This is a genomic window from Streptococcus suis, assembly GCF_902702775.1.
Taxonomy (GTDB): domain Bacteria; phylum Bacillota; class Bacilli; order Lactobacillales; family Streptococcaceae; genus Streptococcus; species Streptococcus hashimotonensis.
In genome coordinates this window covers 2,100,746-2,115,861 of sequence record NZ_LR738724.1, presented here as the reverse complement: position 1 = coordinate 2,115,861, position 15,116 = coordinate 2,100,746, and the positions used below count along the sequence as shown (strand labels likewise).

Here is a 15,116-nt window from a genome sequence, read left to right as displayed (position 1 = left end):
CTTATACATCCTCCATTTCAAAAGCATTTAGTTTTTTGAAGGCAATCATGGAAATACTGATGACAATCATTGAGATAATCAATGTAACTGCTGCCGCCATTGAGTATTGAGGTGATGTACCTGTGGTTAATTTATAAATCCATGAAATCAAGATGTCAGTTGAACCTGCTCCACCACCGACGCTACCAGGACCACCATTGTTGAAGAGGTAGATGATAGAGAAGTTGTTGAAGTTGAAGGTGTATTGACTGATTAGTGTTGGAGCTGCTACTGCTAAAATCATCGGAAGGGTGATGTTACGGAATTTTTGAATGGCACTTGCACCATCAATGTAAGCAGCTTCGTACAAGTCGTTTGGAATGGATTGTAAAATACCCAAGGTCAAAACATAGATATAAGGGAAACCAAGCCAAGCCTGCATCATAATGAGAGCAACTTTAGTCCAGAATGGGTCGGTCTTCCAAGGGATAAGGAAATTATCGATGAATGGTAGGAATTTGCTCAGGAATGGCAATACCTGTGTGTTAATGGCACCGACACTATCGTTGAACATGTTACTAAAAGTCAAGATAGTTACGAAGGCAGGAACAGCCCATGGGAGCAAGAAGATAACACCGAAGATGCGTTTTCCTTTGATGAATGGCTGATTTGCGATGATGGCTGTCAAGATACCGATAACAATTTGAGCTGTTGAAGCGCAGAGTGCCCAGATAATTGTCCAGCCAAGTACAGAACCAAATGCGGTACGGAATGTGCTTAGTTTCCAGATGTTTGTAAAGTTAGTAATACCAATCCAATCCAACAATGCGCTTGGTGGCAGGTGTTTGAAGTCGTAGTTTGTAAAGGCGATAAACAATGTAACGACAACTGGGAAGATGATAGCAAAGGTCATCGCAATATATGATGGGATAATCAAGAGATATGGGAAACCATTCTCATAGATACCTTTTACCATTTCTTTTAATGTGGTAGCCACTGGCATCCCTGAATTCCATCGTTTCGCGGTATCACGCGCATCTTTTAGGTTGAGTGCATAGAAAGCGAGATAGACAACCGTGATAATCAAATGGAAAGAACCGCGAATCAGCATGAATAGTGAATTATCTTGTCCACGAACACTACCGAGGGTAATCAAGTTGCCTAATTCACCAGCTGCAATAGCAATAAAATAAACAAGGAAGGCAAGGGTAACACCCAAAAAGATGTATCCTTTGGCTTTTTGTTTATTGTAGATTTGTCCGAGACCAGGGATCAGGGACAAAAGGAGTGCCTTACCTGGATTTTGTTTCATAGTCATAGTCTCCTTATATAGCTTCTGAATAGATGGTAGATTTTATCTATTCAGTTTATCGTTAAGTAATAAAGTAGACTGGGAGGAACTCCCAGTCCAACTTTAAACTTGACTAGTTGCTGTGTTTTTGAGCAATTTCGTCTGCAATAGCTTTCACAGCGTCTGTTGCAGCAGTTTTAGCGTCTTTTGCACCACTTGCAGCTTCGAAGAGCATGTTACCAGCTGGTGTCCAAACTGAACCCATTTCTGAGATGTTTGGCATTGGTTGAGCTGAAGCGAACTGGTTGATAACTGCAGTTGTCAATTCGTCGTTTTTGCTTACAGCATATTCACGAGCTTCAGTGTTAGCTGGAACTTCGTTTGTAGCGTCGTAAAGTGCTTTTTGTTGGTCTGTAGCAGTCAAGAAGTCAACAAATTTTTGAGCCATTTCTTGGTTTTTAGCGCCTGTAGGAACAATCCACGCTTTACCACCACCGAATGCTGAGTAGTTTTTACCGTTTACAAGAGTTGGGATTGTTGCTACACCATAGTTTACACCAGCTTCTTTATATGAAGCTGCTTTCCAAGGTCCTTCGATGATAGCAGCTGCTTTACCGTCTGTAAATTGAGTGTTAATCAAGTTGTTTGCAGCAGTACCGTCTTGAAGACCTTGAGGCCATTTTTCATACCAAGTTTTAGCGTATTCAATCGCTTGGATTGCGCCTTCGTTAGCAAGACCGATGTCTTTTGGATTAGTACCGTTTTCACCAAATACGTAGCCACCGTAACCAGCTAGAAGTCCGTAAGTGTAGTAGAAGTTTGTCCAGTCAGCAAGGAAGGCAGTTGTTTTACCAGCTTCTCCTTCAAAGGCATATTTGCTATCTTTAGCAAGTGTTTCAAGTTCTGCAAATGTCTTAGGAGCTTCAGTCAACAAGTCTTTGTTGTAGTAAAGAACAAGTGTCTCGATAACTGCTGGTGAACCGTAAACTTTACCACCGTTTGTTACAAGAGCTGTTGTTGTCTCATCTGCTTTGCTATCATCTGCAAGTGTCAATTCAGATAATTGACCTTCAGAACCAAGGCTACCTACACGGTCGTATGGTGCCATCATAACGTCTGGAGCTGAACCAGATTGGTTATCCAATGACAAGTTATCCAAACCAGTCAAAGCATCACCAGTTTTAACTGTAACAGTCACACCATTTTCTTTTTCGAAGTCAGCTTTGACGTCGTTGATATAAGATTCATAACCTTGGTCAACGTAGACAGTCAATTCTTTGCTACCTTCAGCAGACTTAGATGCCTCTGTTGATGAACCTGAGTTTGAGCAAGCAGCTAAAACAGCAGTTGATGCAGCAAGAAGAGCAACGCTCTTAAGGAGATTGTGTTTCATTTTCTTCCCTCCGAAGATAAATAGTTTTGTGTGACGTCTGCTTTGCGCAAACGTTTTCCTAAGTTGACTTCATTATACACCAGATCGAATCCGTTTGCAAGCGTTTTTATAAAAAAATTTAAAAATTTTTTTGAGTTTTAAAAAACATAAGAATTTTTTTGTATATATAATGAAGAGAAATATGGAATGGTGTAGGAACGAACATAATTAAAGGAAAATCCCTTGATTTGTTACCGTTTTCAGTATATAATGAAAAAGAGAAAACGTTTGCGTCGTGTAAGCGGATTAGATAGGAGAGCTTATGAAAGTAAGACAGAGTGGTGTGCTGATGCACATTTCATCATTACCAGGAAAATATGGAATTGGTTCCATGGGACAATCGGCCTATGAATTTGTTGATTTTTTGGTAAGAACTAAGCAGCGCTATTGGCAAATCTTACCTTTGGGAACAACCAGTTATGGAGATTCTCCTTACCAGTCATTTTCAGCTTTTGCAGGGAATACTCATTTTATTGATTTCGATATATTGATTGATAAAGGTTGGCTGGCAGCAGAGGATTTACAAGGTGTTGAGTTTGGGCAGAATCCTACAGAGGTAGATTACGCAGCCATTTTTTATGCTCGCCGTCCATTACTGGAGAAGGCAGTTGCCAACATGAAGGCACAAGGCCTGCCAGAAGATTATTGGATGTTCTTAGGGGAGAATGACTTTTGGATTCATACCTTTGCGGAGTATATGGCTATAAAAGAGCATTTTGATCTCAAACCTTGGACAGAATGGGAAGATCAAGGGGCGCGCTTACGTTACTACGATACCTTGGAATATTATCGTCACTTGTTGGCAGATCGAATTGATTATCACCGCATTACACAATATTTATTCTTTTCACAATGGAAGGCTTTAAAGGCTTACGCCAATGCCAAAGGTGTTGAGTTTGTTGGGGATATGCCGATTTATATCGCGGCTGATTCTGCCGATATGTGGGCTAATCCACATTTCTTTAAAACAGATGAAGAAGGCAAGCCGAGTGTGGTTGCAGGCTGTCCGCCAGATGCCTTTTCGGAAATTGGTCAGCTTTGGGGTAATCCGATTTATGATTGGGAAGCGATGAAGCATGACGGATTTACTTGGTGGGTTGCTCGTTTACGTGAATCCTTTAAGATATACGATATGGTACGTATCGACCACTTTATCGGCTTTGCCTCCTTCTGGGAAATTCCAGCAGGTGAAGAAACTGCTGTAAATGGCTATCGTGTCGAAGCACCAGGTTTTGAATTATTTGATACAATCAAGCGTGAACTTGGTGATTTAAATATTATTGCTGAGGATTTGGGCTCTGTGACAGATAAGGTCATCCAATTACGTGATACGACAGGTTTTCCTGGTATGAAAGTCCTGCAATTTGCCTTTGATCCTGAGGGCGACAGCATTGAAATGCCACATAACCATCCTAATAATGTGGTGGCATATACGGGAACCCATGACAATGATACGATTCTTGGCTGGTACGAAAATGAAACAACGAAAGAATCGCGTGCATTCTTAGATAAGTACAGCAATCGTCGTGAGGGCGAAACGGTCAGTCATGCTCTTTTCCGCCTGCTCTTTGGTTCGCCTGCCTTTATGGCGGTGGCTACTATGCAGGACCTACTTGGTTTGGATGGTTCAGCTCGCATGAACTTGCCAAATACGCTTGGTGGTAACTGGACTTGGAGAATGACGGCAGATCAATTGACACCAGAGATTGAAGCGGAATTGCTAGACCTTACAGAAACCTATCGTCGGGTTAATGTGCATTTGGTTGATGAAAAGTCAGAATAAAATGAACTCCTCTAAGCAGCTAACTTAGAGGAGTCTTTGTTATCTCTGTTTACGGACATAGAGCCAGTAGCGAATCCAGTAGTAGATGGTGTAGAGTAGGCAGGCTACGATAGTCCAAATGAAAAATGTATTCAGCACTTTAGCAAGACTTGACAATAACCAGTTAATCAGTAGAGTAACTACAAAAATAATCACTCCGATATAGGTGGGTAATTTCTTCATGAGTTTTCCTCCTTTGAATTTAGTATAACAAAATTATATTTGTAGTCAAATGAAATATATGATTGACAATACAAAAATATGAGTATAAAATATAGAAAAAAGGAGGCTATTATGAAAAGACCAATTCATTTGTATATTTTTGTTGTGCTGTCATCTATTGCGAGCGTATTGCGTGGCTTTAATATATTTTTTGCGAAGTACGATGAGGCGGTTGTGCGTCAATTGTTGCAGAATTTTAATGTTGAGGGGATTGATGAGGCATATTTTACCTACATGAGAGAATCTATCAATTTCCAGACGAATCTTGTCAATAAGGCATTTGCAGTTGTGTTATTACTTGCTGTGATTGCGACGATTGTGCTGCTTTTCCTCAAGAAAAATGAGCAGGCTTCTTATACCTACCTGGGTTATCTTTTTGTAACTCTCCTATTTTCGACCTATGCTTTTATTGGTGAGAAAGGGTTGGGTCAAATTTATACGGATTCAGTTATGCGTCAGTCAGTAGAGGCGCAGGCAATGATGAATTATATTATTCGAGTTGTCCTATTTGCTATCTATTTTGGGGTAACTATTTTCTTCCATCTACGTAAACCGAAAGAAAAACCGAGCACAGCTATTAATTCGACAGATATTTAATGAAAAAGCACAGTCTAAAAAGATTGTGCTTTTAAGTTTTGTCTTTTTTGTGATTAGGAGATGGCGATGTAGCGTCGAGCACCTGAGTAACTGATATAGCTAATCCATGTGCGACCTTCGGCAGTAATAACTTTATCATAGCGAACGACTGAGCCAGCTCCGTAGAAGGTGATTTCAGGACTGGACAGACTTGGATTGTTGCGGACACTAGAGTAGGACTGGATGGTGTAGCTACCTGACGCTGGTAGGCTGTTGTTTGTAGATGGAGTAATGGTAGGCTGGATGGCGATATAGCGCCGAGCTCCAGAATAGCTGATATAGCTAATCCATCGTTGTCCGTCGGCTTCAAGAACCTTGTCGTAGCGGACGCTTTCGCCAGCATAATAGTAATCGAGGGTAGGGCTAGATAGACTAGCTTGAGATTTGATGGCCAGTTGGCTGGTAAAAGTATAGGTGCCGCTTGGGGCTAAGGCGGGTTGAGAGTTGGTTGTTCCCGCTCCGAGGTCTTTAAAATGAATGTAGCCGCTAACGGCATTTTTGGGGATAACTCGCCTTCCGTAGGTATAGCGAACACCGTAGTTGTATTCCTCGATCTCTACGGTATCTCCATTTACCGCAGAAACCCATGCGACATGCATGGGAGTTTCCCACCAGGCAACGGCGCCGACAGTAGGTGTCCTGTTAACTTGATAACCTTCTTGCTTGGCACGATGGCCCCAAACATTGGCATCACCATAGGCAGGTGGCAATGTAAAACCGTTAACTGTGCTAAGTCGAAAGGCTACAAAGGAGGTGCACTGGCGTGTGTAGAGTCTCCATGGATCGACTGCATCAACTGCTGTGTAGGGATAGTCATTTCCTCGCGCATTGGCTGAGGCTGAAGGTGGGGATTGTAAATTGATACCGACAATGAAAATGGCGGCTAGAAGCTGACAGGCGATTCCTTTTCTTCTCAAGAATGTTTTCATTATTTCTCCTTGTGTAGTAGATGTAGAGGTATCACGTGTACCTCCCATCTATATATTCGTAATTGAAATGAATCTTTTTGATTTTCATTTGGCATAAGGAGTTGTTGTGATAAGGAATCGGAAACGATAGTAGGCAATGTGGTAGAAAAAAAGCCTCGGCTGATAGCCGAAGGCTTTGATTACATTTTTTCTGGTGCTTTTACGCCGAGAAGACGTAGAGCTTCTTTGAGGACAAGTCCTGTTGCGTAGGCAAGTGCTAGACGGCTGTCACGCTCTGGGCTTTCATCCAAGATACGCGTGTGTGCGTAGTACTTGTTGAAGGATTGAGCTAGGTTGATAGCATATTTAGCGATGAGAGATGGGTCAAATTTGTCACCGGCACGTTCTACAACGTTTGAGAAGTTTTGGATGTGCTTGATGATTTCCCAGCTTTCTGCGTCAGCTAGTTTGTAGTCATTTTCTGCGCTTGGTACAAAGTTTGCCTTGCGCAGGATAGACTGGATGCGGGCGTATGCGTATTGTACGTAAGGACCTGTTTCGCCCTCGAAGGAAACCATAGCTTCTAGGTCGAAGTCGTAGCCGTTGTCACGGTCGGTTTTGAGGTCGTAGAACTTAACAGCGCCTACACCAACTGCGTGTGCCACTTCTTCCTTGTTTTCAAGGTCAGGGTTTTTAGCTTCGATTTGAGTAAGAGCGCGTGAAATAGCTTCATCTAGAGTTGGCTCGAGTAGGATAATATTTCCTTTACGAGTAGAGAGTTTTTTCTTATCCTTGGTAACCAGACCGAAGGTGATGTGGGTCATATCGTCGCTCCAGTCGAAATCCATTTCTTTCAAGACAGCCTTGAGCTGTTTGAAGTGGTTGATTTGCTCCTGACCAACGACATAGATGCTTTTCACAAAGTCGTAAGTGCGTTTGCGGTACATAGCTGTTGCCATGTCACGTGTGATGTAAAGTGTTGCACCGTCTGTTTTCATGATGAGGGCTGGTGGAAGATTGTAGCTTTCGAGGTCAACGATTCTTGCACCTTTAGATTCTTGAAGAAGTCCTTTTTCTTCTAAGATTTGGATACCTTCGTCCATCTTATCGTTGTAGAAAGCTTCACCATTATAGCTGTCGAAGGTTACATCGAGTTTGTCGTAGATGCGGTTGAATTCAACCAAGCTTTCATCACGGAACCATTGCCATAGCTCGTGAGCTTCTGGATCGCCATCTTCCAATTTTTTGAACCATTGACGAGCTTCTTCGTCCAACTCAGGCTTTTCTTCCGCTTCAGCGTTGATACGCACATAGAGTTTGAGGAGTTCTGAAATTGGGTCTGCTTCGACCGCAGCCTTGTCACCCCAAAGTTTGTAGGCAACAATCAACATACCGAACTGTTTACCCCAGTCACCCAAGTGGTTGATGCGGATTGGCTTGTAGCCAAGCTTTTCGTGGATGTTAGCAAGGGCATCACCGATAACGGTTGAGCGCAAATGTCCAACTGAGAATGGTTTAGCAATGTTTGGACTAGACATGTCGATGGTTACATTGCGTCCTTGACCAATGTTGAGTTGACCGTATTGGTCTTTTTCAGTAATAACATCTGTCAAGACTTGGTGGGAGATAGCAGCCTTGTCCAAGAAGAAGTTGACGTAAGGACCGGTTGCAACAACGTTCTCAAAGCCAGTTGTATCGAGTTTTTCAACGATGTCCGTTGCGATAGCCTGTGGAGCCTTGCGTTCCACTTTAGCAAGTGAGAAGGCTGGGAAGGCAATATCGCCCATTTCTGATGATTTTGGTTTTTCTAGCAGATTGTAGATAGCTTCCACTTCCAAACTCGGAAGGATGGCAGCCAATCTTTCTGCAATCACTTGTTTTTGATTCATATAGGATTTCCTCCAAAGTTATTGATTCTATTTTAACACATTTCTAGGCTAATAGCGGGGAAAAGTGTTATAATATTTCTATAAATATACATTTTGAGGTAAAATGATGAATAAAGCAGGACGACATGATTTAATAAAGGCCATGATTCGTCAAGAAAAAATAGGGCGACAAACGGATATTCAGCAAGGTTTAGAGGCTCGAGGGGTAGTGGTAACCCAGACAACCTTGTCTCGTGATTTACGTGAGTTGGGAGTGATAAAAATTCATGAAAATGGGCGTTCATTTTATTCCTTAGCTATCGAAGAAGAGCGCGTGAATTTTATCCAATTATTGGCACAATATGCGTATAAAGTAGATAGGGCTAGTTTTATTCTGGTCCTTCATTCAGAGCTGGGAGAAGCGGCCTTGATGGCCAATATCATTGATGCAGAAAAGCCAGAGACTATTTTGGGAACGCTGGCGGGAGCTAATACACTTTTAGTTATTTGTCGAGATGATGTAGCGGCTCAGCAAGTTGAAGCGGAGATTAACTACTATTTGAATTAGAACAAGGAGAGATGATGGCAATAGAAAAAATTTCTCCGGGAATGCAGCAGTATCTGGATATAAAAGCACAGTATCCAGATGCTTTTTTGCTTTTCCGTATGGGAGACTTTTATGAGTTATTTTATGAAGATGCGGTAGAAGCGGCACAGATTTTGGAACTGTCCCTGACCAGTCGGAATAAGAATGCGGAGAATCCGATTCCTATGGCGGGGGTACCGTATCACGCGGCACAACAGTATATCGACACACTTGTTGAATTGGGGCATAAGGTCGCTATTGCTGAGCAGATGGAAGATCCTAAGCAGGCAGTCGGCGTGGTCAAGCGGGAAGTAGTGCAGGTCATTACTCCTGGTACGGTAACAGATTCGTCCAAAATGGGAGCCGACAGTAACTATTTGGTTGCGATTGACCGTCAGGGAGTGCAGTTCGCACTTTCTTATATGGATGTGTCAACAGGTCAGTTTTTTGTGACTAGTTTGGATGATTTTACCAGTCTTTGCGGTGAAATCCGCAATTTACGGGCACGTGAATTGGTCATCGGCTATGCTCTGTCGGAGGAAGAGGAGCAGGTTTTCTCGAATCAGATGAACTTGTTGCTGTCTTTTGAGGAGGAGGTGACGGAGGATGTTCAGCTGATTGACAACTCGCTGACGGATTTGGAAAAGGCTGCGGCTGGGAAACTCCTCAGCTACCTTCATCGGACTCAGATGCGAGATCTGAGCCACTTGCAAAAGGTGGTCCATTATGAAATCAAGGACTATCTGCAAATGGACTATGCAACCAAGTCTAGCCTGGACCTGCTTGAAAACGGTCGGACAGGTAAGAAGCATGGTAGTTTGTACTGGTTGTTAGACGAAACCAAGACAGCCATGGGTATGCGACTATTACGGACATGGATTGATCGTCCCTTGATTGACCTTAAGCGGATTGAGAATCGTCAGGCTGTCGTTCAGGTTTTTCTGGATTACTTCTTTGAACGGAGTGACTTGGTCGAGGCTTTAAAAGGTGTCTATGACATCGAACGCTTGGCCAGTCGGGTGTCTTTTGGAAAAACCATGCCCAAGGATCTCTTGCAGCTCTCCCAGACTCTGGGAAATATCCCAGCAATCAAGAATATCTTGCTACAAATCAATGAGCCTGCTCTAGGCAATCTGGTAGCTGGATTGGACCCAATTCCAGAACTGCATGCTCTCATCAGCTCTGCTATTGCCCCAGAAGCCCAAGGGACCATCACAGATGGAAATATCATCCGTACGGGCTTTGACGAAACGCTGGATCAGTACCGTCTGGTCATGCGTGAGGGAGCGGGTTGGATTGCGGAGATTGAGGCCAAGGAGCGTGAAGCGTCTGGTATCAACAATCTTAAGATTGATTACAATAAAAAAGACGGTTACTATTTTCATGTGACCAATTCCAATCTGGGCAATGTGCCTAGTCATTTCTTCCGTAAGGCGACCTTGAAAAACTCGGAGCGCTATGGAACGGAAGAGTTGGCTAAGATCGAAGGGCAGATGTTGGAGGCGCGTGATAAGTCTGCTAATTTGGAGTACGAGATTTTCATGCGGATTCGCCAAGAGGTTGAGAAGTATATCGGTCGCTTGCAGAAGTTGGCTCGGACCATTGCAACCATCGATGTTTTGCAGGCTTTTGCAGTTGTGGCAGAGCAGCAACATTTGGTTTGTCCACGCTTTACAGTTCAAAGAGAACTAACCATTGACCGTGGACGTCATGCAGTGGTGGAGAAGGTCATGGGCAAGCAGACCTATATTCCCAACTCTATTCACTTGAATACCGATACGCATATGCAACTGATTACTGGTCCAAACATGAGTGGTAAGTCTACCTATATGCGGCAGTTGGCGGTTATTGTCATTCTGGCGCAGATGGGTTCTTATGTGCCTGCGGATCAGGCTGCATTGCCGATTTTCGATGCTATTTTCACTCGGATTGGGGCGGCAGACGACTTGGTCAGCGGTCAGTCTACCTTTATGGTCGAGATGATGGAGGCCAATAAGGCGGTCCGTCTGGCGACAGATCGGTCGCTCATCCTCTTTGACGAACTTGGACGGGGAACGGCCACCTATGACGGTATGGCCCTGGCCCAGTCTATCATCGAGTACATCCACGACAAGATTGGTGCCAAGACTCTCTTTGCCACCCACTACCATGAGTTGACAGACCTTAGCCAGACCTTAGAACACCTAGAGAATGTCCATGTATCGACCTTGGAGAAGGACGGCCAAGTCACCTTCCTCCACAAGATTGCCCAAGGTCCAGCTGACAAGTCCTACGGGATCCATGTGGCTAAGATTGCGGGAATGCCAGAGGAGCTATTGCAGCGGGCGGATAGGATTTTGCAGACGCTTGAAAACCAAGCCCCTACTGCACCAACTCACCCAGCTCCGTCAGTTGTGGAAGAGCCGTCTGGTCAAATCGACCTCTTCGCAGACACGCCATCTCACCCAGTCCTCGATGAACTGGCAAAACTGGACATCTATAATATGACCCCAATGGAAGTCATGATGAGGGTGGCAGAATTGAAGAAGAAACTATAAGACAATGAAAGTCAGGACAGTTGTTCTGGCTTTTTTGCAGTTTAGTCTCTCGGAACCATTATTTCTCTCATAACCTCTGCTATTGTCGGACAAGGAACTTATCTACCTCTTCTGGTTTATCTTTATCTTGGTCTACGCTTTGCTATTTTTCCTAAATTATCGGAAAATGGAGCGGCAGATTAAGGACATCAACGGTCGTTTGTAGTATAATAGCACTATCATTTAATTGGAGTGTCTTATGAAAATTATTTTGACGATTGTCTATAGTTTAGGGGTAGTGTGGAATACTCTCTATATTGCCTACAATGTCGGTAAACTTCCTTTGTTGAATTTGCTTTGGCCTGCTGTGATTTTAGTGGCCTGTGCTATTAACCTGTACTTTTTATGGACTAGAAAACAAGAGTCAGAATAGGCTCTTTTTTTGATCCATAAATATTTTTTATGGCTGGCTATAAATAATTTAAAATATACAAAAAAGAGAGAGCATGATAAGATAGTGTCTATACATTACGAAAGGAGGGCAGGATGGGGAAACCGATTATTGGCATCACCAGTAATGAAAAGCCTGTCGCAGAGGGGATTCCGATTATGAAGTTATCGGTGTCTCGTAACTTTGCAGATGGAATCAAGCGAGCGGGGGGCCTTCCTTTTTATATCCCCTTGTCTGGTGAAACGGATGTTGTCGACTATGTGTCGGCGATTGATAAGTTATTACTGACGGGTGGTCAACATGTATTACCTCAGTTTTACGGTCAAGAAAAACTCATCGAAAGCGATGACTATTTCAAGGAACGTGACGAATTTGAACTGAAATTGGTCCACGAAGCCTTGAGACAGGAAAAACCGATTTTGGGGATTTGCAGGGGGATGCAGCTTTTCAATGTTGCACGTGGAGGAACTCTCAAACAAGCGGTAGAGGGGCATCGGTCCATGCCTTTTGATCTGATTCACCAGGTGGAATGTAAAGAGGCAACGCCTCTGGCTAGTATTTTTGGTCAGAGAGTAGCTGTCAATTCTATTCACAGCCAGGCGATAGAGAATCTGGGTCAGGGGCTAGAAGCGATTGCGCATTCTGTGGATGATGGTATTATTGAGGCTGTCCAATCAATGGATGAGACACGTTTTCTGGGTGTCCAGTGGCATCCGGAACTTCTGATTGATCAAAGTGGCGGTAATCAGAAGCTATTTGATTATTTTGTGCAGACCTTGTAGGTCTGACTTGCTGATACAAAAGGAGAATTACTATGAAATTAAGAACTATTCTATCACTGGCTGGTATTACAGCCCTTGCGACAGTTGCTTTGGCAGCTTGCTCGTCTACCTCAAACTCATCAAACACTAGCTCTTCAGAAGCGGATAAAAAAGAAACCATCGTAATGGGAACTGTTGGGACTACCAAACCTTTTTCTTATCGAGATGAGAATGGAGAGTTGACAGGGTTTGATATTGAATTGGCTCGAGCTATCTTTGATGGTTCTGACCAGTATGAATTGACCTTTGAAACAACAGATGGTAGCGGTCAATTCCCTGGCTTGGATTCAGGACGCTTTGATTTGTTAGGGAATAATACTTCCTATACAAAAGAGCGTGGTGAAAAATACCTCTATTCTTATCCAACGGCCTCTACACCGTCTGTTTTAGCTGTGCCAAAAGATACGGATATTCAGTCTTATAATGATATTGGTGGTCATTCTACACAGGTAGTTACAGGGACAACAACAGCTGCTCAGCTAGAGGAATACAATACTCAGCATACGGATAAACCAGTCGACATCAACTATACTGGTGAGAATATCACACAGATTTTGACCAATATAAATGATGGCAAGTATGATTTTAAAATTTTTGATGCCCCTACGGTTAATGCTATTATTGCAGATCAAAATTTGACAAATCTTAAAACAATCGAGCTTGAAGCAGCAGAAAAACCGTTTATTTACTATGTATTTTCTTCGGACAATACGGCTCTACAAAGCTTTGTCAACGACCGTATCAAGGCTTTGAACGAAGATGGGACTATTGCAAAATTGACAGAGCAATTCTTCGGAAAAGACTATGCTCCAACGGCAGAGGAACTAGCTGTTCCTAATGAATAGGAGTCGATAGTATTGTGACAGGAGGGAGCAGTCCAAGTGGGCTGTTCCTTTTTCATTGTCTTTTTATAATCATTAAGATTACTTATCACAGCCATAAAATATATATAAGGTTGATGTGGGTGGTTACATGATAAAATAGAGTATACGGCAGAAAATCTGTCATTTTTAAATGTTTGGAGAAGAGTATGATTGGTGTATTAGGAATAACAGGACCGGCATGGTATCAAGGTTTTTTAGAGTGGTTACCGGATGGTAAGCTATTTAGTATTAGGGCTGTTTTTGATGCCCTACCATCCATTATTGAACGTTTACCGATTACGATTGGCTTGACGCTCGCTGGTGCTTTTTTTGGTTTGATATTGGGCTTGGTTTTTGCGATTGTAAAGATTAATCGTGTGCGATTCGTATATCCCGTTCAGGCAGTTTTTGTTAGTTTTTTGCGAGGCACTCCTATCTTGGTGCAGCTGATGTTGACCTACTATGGAATTCCATTGGTTCTCAGAGGGCTTAATCAGGAATATGGTCTTAATTGGAATATCAATGCTATTCCTGCAGCTGTCTTTGCGATTACAGCCTTTGCATTTAATGAGGCAGCCTATATGAGTGAGTCTATTCGTGCTGCGATTCAGGCTGCTAGTCCAGGGGAGATTGAGGCAGCTCGTTCCTTAGGTATGACTTCTGGCCAGGTTTATCGTCGGATCATCATTCCTAATGCGGCTGTGATTGCAACTCCGTCGTTGATTAACACCTTGATTGGTCTGACTAAAGGAACTTCCCTAGCCTTCAGTGCGGGTATCGTTGAGGTCTATGCACAGGCACAGATTCAAGGTGGGGCAGACTATCGCTACTTTGAGCGGTACATTTCTGTCTCTTTGGTCTACTGGGCGCTCTCTGTTCTGATTGAGTCTTTCGGCCGTTTCCTTGAAAATAAAATGGCTATTCAGGCCCCTGAATCAGTAGATATTTCTGGAGTTGGAGGTGATCGCTAGTGATTAAAATTCGCAATTTAGTCAAGGAATTTTCAGGACAAAAAGTACTAGATGGAATCGATATGGACATTGAAAAAGGGCAGGTTATTGCCCTTGTTGGACCATCTGGAGCAGGAAAATCAACAATTTTGCGTAGTCTGAACTATCTGGAGCAGGCAGATGCAGGGAGTATCGAAATTGATGGTTTTACAGTTGATTTTACCAATATTTCAAAAGAGGAGATATTGACCTTACGCCGCAAACTGGCTATGGTCTTTCAGCAGTTTAATCTGTTTGAACGAAAGACAGCTCTTGATAATGTCAAGGAAGGGCTTAAAATTGTCAAGCGGATGGATGATGCCTCTGCAACCGCCCTTGCCAAAGAAGAATTGAGAAAGGTCGGTCTGTCAGAACGTGAGAACCATTATCCAAGACATCTGTCAGGTGGTCAAAAGCAACGTGTGGCTCTTGCACGTGCTCTTGCCATGCAACCAGACATTTTGCTACTAGATGAGCCGACTTCGGCGCTTGATCCAGAGTTGGTTGGAGAAGTAGAACGTTCCATTGCCGATGCGGCTAAGACAGGACAAACGATGATTTTAGTTAGTCATGACATGAATTTCATTTACCAAGTGGCGGATAAGGTATTATTTCTAGAAAACGGCCGTATCCTGGAGCAGGGGACACCTGAGGAGCTTTTCCATCATCCTAAAGAAGAACGGACTAGAGAATTTTTCGCCTCTTATTCAAATCCTCAATTTTAAAGAGGCA

15 protein-coding genes are annotated in these 15,116 nt (G+C 43.1%); 10 read left to right on the top strand and 5 right to left on the bottom strand.

The window, feature by feature from the left end; translation table 11 throughout:
- Window position 1: 1 nt before the first annotated feature.
- Both GPW69_RS10220 and GPW69_RS10215 read right to left on the bottom strand, forming a co-directional pair.
- Complete coding sequence (locus GPW69_RS10220; RefSeq protein ID WP_009911009.1) at window positions 2-1,297, bottom strand: sugar ABC transporter permease; 1,296 nt, start codon at window positions 1,295-1,297, stop codon at window positions 2-4.
- A gap of 106 nt (window positions 1,298-1,403) precedes the next feature.
- The gene (locus tag GPW69_RS10215; RefSeq protein ID WP_074391265.1) at window positions 1,404-2,663 is read right to left on the bottom strand and encodes an extracellular solute-binding protein; all 1,260 of its coding nucleotides are present in this window, start codon (window positions 2,661-2,663) and stop codon (window positions 1,404-1,406) included.
- A gap of 301 nt (window positions 2,664-2,964) precedes the next feature.
- Between GPW69_RS10215 and malQ the strand changes: the two genes are divergently transcribed.
- The gene (gene malQ / locus GPW69_RS10210) at window positions 2,965-4,485 is read left to right on the top strand and encodes a 4-alpha-glucanotransferase (RefSeq protein WP_074391264.1); all 1,521 of its coding nucleotides are present in this window, start codon (window positions 2,965-2,967) and stop codon (window positions 4,483-4,485) included.
- 39 nt (window positions 4,486-4,524) lie between these two features.
- Here malQ and GPW69_RS10205 read toward each other — a convergent pair whose 3' ends face one another.
- Complete coding sequence (locus tag GPW69_RS10205) at window positions 4,525-4,707, bottom strand: hypothetical protein (protein WP_074391263.1); 183 nt, start codon at window positions 4,705-4,707, stop codon at window positions 4,525-4,527.
- A 111-nt stretch (window positions 4,708-4,818) separates the two neighbouring features.
- Here GPW69_RS10205 and GPW69_RS10200 point away from each other — a divergent pair, with 111 nt between their 5' ends.
- Entirely contained in the window at window positions 4,819-5,343 is a 525-nt protein-coding gene (locus tag GPW69_RS10200) for an ABC transporter permease (RefSeq protein ID WP_024384267.1), read from the top strand.
- A 53-nt stretch (window positions 5,344-5,396) separates the two neighbouring features.
- On the opposite strand, the gene GPW69_RS10195 is transcribed toward GPW69_RS10200, so the two are convergent.
- On the bottom strand, window positions 5,397-6,311 hold the full coding sequence (locus GPW69_RS10195) for an SH3 domain-containing protein (RefSeq protein WP_074391262.1): 915 nt from the start codon (window positions 6,309-6,311) through the stop codon (window positions 5,397-5,399).
- A gap of 179 nt (window positions 6,312-6,490) precedes the next feature.
- Window positions 6,491-8,179, bottom strand: a complete 1,689-nt coding sequence (argS, locus tag GPW69_RS10190) for an arginine--tRNA ligase (protein WP_074391261.1) — start codon at window positions 8,177-8,179, stop codon at window positions 6,491-6,493.
- A gap of 106 nt (window positions 8,180-8,285) precedes the next feature.
- Between argS and argR the strand changes: the two genes are divergently transcribed.
- From argR to GPW69_RS10150, 8 genes are all read left to right on the top strand, one after another.
- Entirely contained in the window at window positions 8,286-8,726 is a 441-nt protein-coding gene (gene argR / locus GPW69_RS10185; RefSeq protein ID WP_002937036.1) for an arginine repressor, read from the top strand.
- 14 nt (window positions 8,727-8,740) lie between these two features.
- Window positions 8,741-11,281, top strand: coding sequence for a DNA mismatch repair protein MutS (gene mutS / locus GPW69_RS10180; RefSeq protein ID WP_074391260.1), 2,541 nt, complete (start codon window positions 8,741-8,743; stop codon window positions 11,279-11,281).
- A gap of 82 nt (window positions 11,282-11,363) precedes the next feature.
- Window positions 11,364-11,486, top strand: a complete 123-nt coding sequence (locus GPW69_RS10175; RefSeq protein ID WP_074391259.1) for a DUF3021 family protein — start codon at window positions 11,364-11,366, stop codon at window positions 11,484-11,486.
- A gap of 33 nt (window positions 11,487-11,519) precedes the next feature.
- Entirely contained in the window at window positions 11,520-11,693 is a 174-nt protein-coding gene (locus GPW69_RS10170; RefSeq protein ID WP_002941962.1) for a hypothetical protein, read from the top strand.
- Between the two features lie 113 nt (window positions 11,694-11,806).
- Window positions 11,807-12,493, top strand: a complete 687-nt coding sequence (locus GPW69_RS10165) for a gamma-glutamyl-gamma-aminobutyrate hydrolase family protein (RefSeq protein WP_074391257.1) — start codon at window positions 11,807-11,809, stop codon at window positions 12,491-12,493.
- A 32-nt stretch (window positions 12,494-12,525) separates the two neighbouring features.
- On the top strand, window positions 12,526-13,377 hold the full coding sequence (locus tag GPW69_RS10160) for an amino acid ABC transporter substrate-binding protein (protein WP_024384261.1): 852 nt from the start codon (window positions 12,526-12,528) through the stop codon (window positions 13,375-13,377).
- A gap of 185 nt (window positions 13,378-13,562) precedes the next feature.
- On the top strand, window positions 13,563-14,366 hold the full coding sequence (locus GPW69_RS10155; protein ID WP_074391256.1) for an amino acid ABC transporter permease: 804 nt from the start codon (window positions 13,563-13,565) through the stop codon (window positions 14,364-14,366).
- The gene (locus GPW69_RS10150; RefSeq protein ID WP_013730659.1) at window positions 14,366-15,109 is read left to right on the top strand and encodes an amino acid ABC transporter ATP-binding protein; all 744 of its coding nucleotides are present in this window, start codon (window positions 14,366-14,368) and stop codon (window positions 15,107-15,109) included. The genes GPW69_RS10155 and GPW69_RS10150 overlap by 1 nt, the downstream gene beginning before the upstream one ends.
- Window positions 15,110-15,116: the final 7 nt, after the last annotated feature.

What these genes read in the sequence shown, in the direction of transcription:
- GPW69_RS10220 (WP_009911009.1), bottom strand. Translation starts at nt 1,297, where the DNA reads ATGACTATGAAACAAAATCCAGGTAAGGCACTCCTTTTGTCCCTGATC.
- GPW69_RS10215 (WP_074391265.1), bottom strand. Translation starts at nt 2,663, where the DNA reads ATGAAACACAATCTCCTTAAGAGCGTTGCTCTTCTTGCTGCATCAACT.
- malQ (WP_074391264.1), top strand. Translation starts at nt 2,965, where the DNA reads ATGAAAGTAAGACAGAGTGGTGTGCTGATGCACATTTCATCATTACCA.
- GPW69_RS10205 (WP_074391263.1), bottom strand. Translation starts at nt 4,707, where the DNA reads ATGAAGAAATTACCCACCTATATCGGAGTGATTATTTTTGTAGTTACT.
- GPW69_RS10200 (WP_024384267.1), top strand. Translation starts at nt 4,819, where the DNA reads ATGAAAAGACCAATTCATTTGTATATTTTTGTTGTGCTGTCATCTATT.
- GPW69_RS10195 (WP_074391262.1), bottom strand. Translation starts at nt 6,311, where the DNA reads ATGAAAACATTCTTGAGAAGAAAAGGAATCGCCTGTCAGCTTCTAGCC.
- argS (WP_074391261.1), bottom strand. Translation starts at nt 8,179, where the DNA reads ATGAATCAAAAACAAGTGATTGCAGAAAGATTGGCTGCCATCCTTCCG.
- argR (WP_002937036.1), top strand. Translation starts at nt 8,286, where the DNA reads ATGAATAAAGCAGGACGACATGATTTAATAAAGGCCATGATTCGTCAA.
- mutS (WP_074391260.1), top strand. Translation starts at nt 8,741, where the DNA reads ATGGCAATAGAAAAAATTTCTCCGGGAATGCAGCAGTATCTGGATATA.
- GPW69_RS10170 (WP_002941962.1), top strand. Translation starts at nt 11,520, where the DNA reads ATGAAAATTATTTTGACGATTGTCTATAGTTTAGGGGTAGTGTGGAAT.
- GPW69_RS10165 (WP_074391257.1), top strand. Translation starts at nt 11,807, where the DNA reads ATGGGGAAACCGATTATTGGCATCACCAGTAATGAAAAGCCTGTCGCA.
- GPW69_RS10160 (WP_024384261.1), top strand. Translation starts at nt 12,526, where the DNA reads ATGAAATTAAGAACTATTCTATCACTGGCTGGTATTACAGCCCTTGCG.
- GPW69_RS10155 (WP_074391256.1), top strand. Translation starts at nt 13,563, where the DNA reads ATGATTGGTGTATTAGGAATAACAGGACCGGCATGGTATCAAGGTTTT.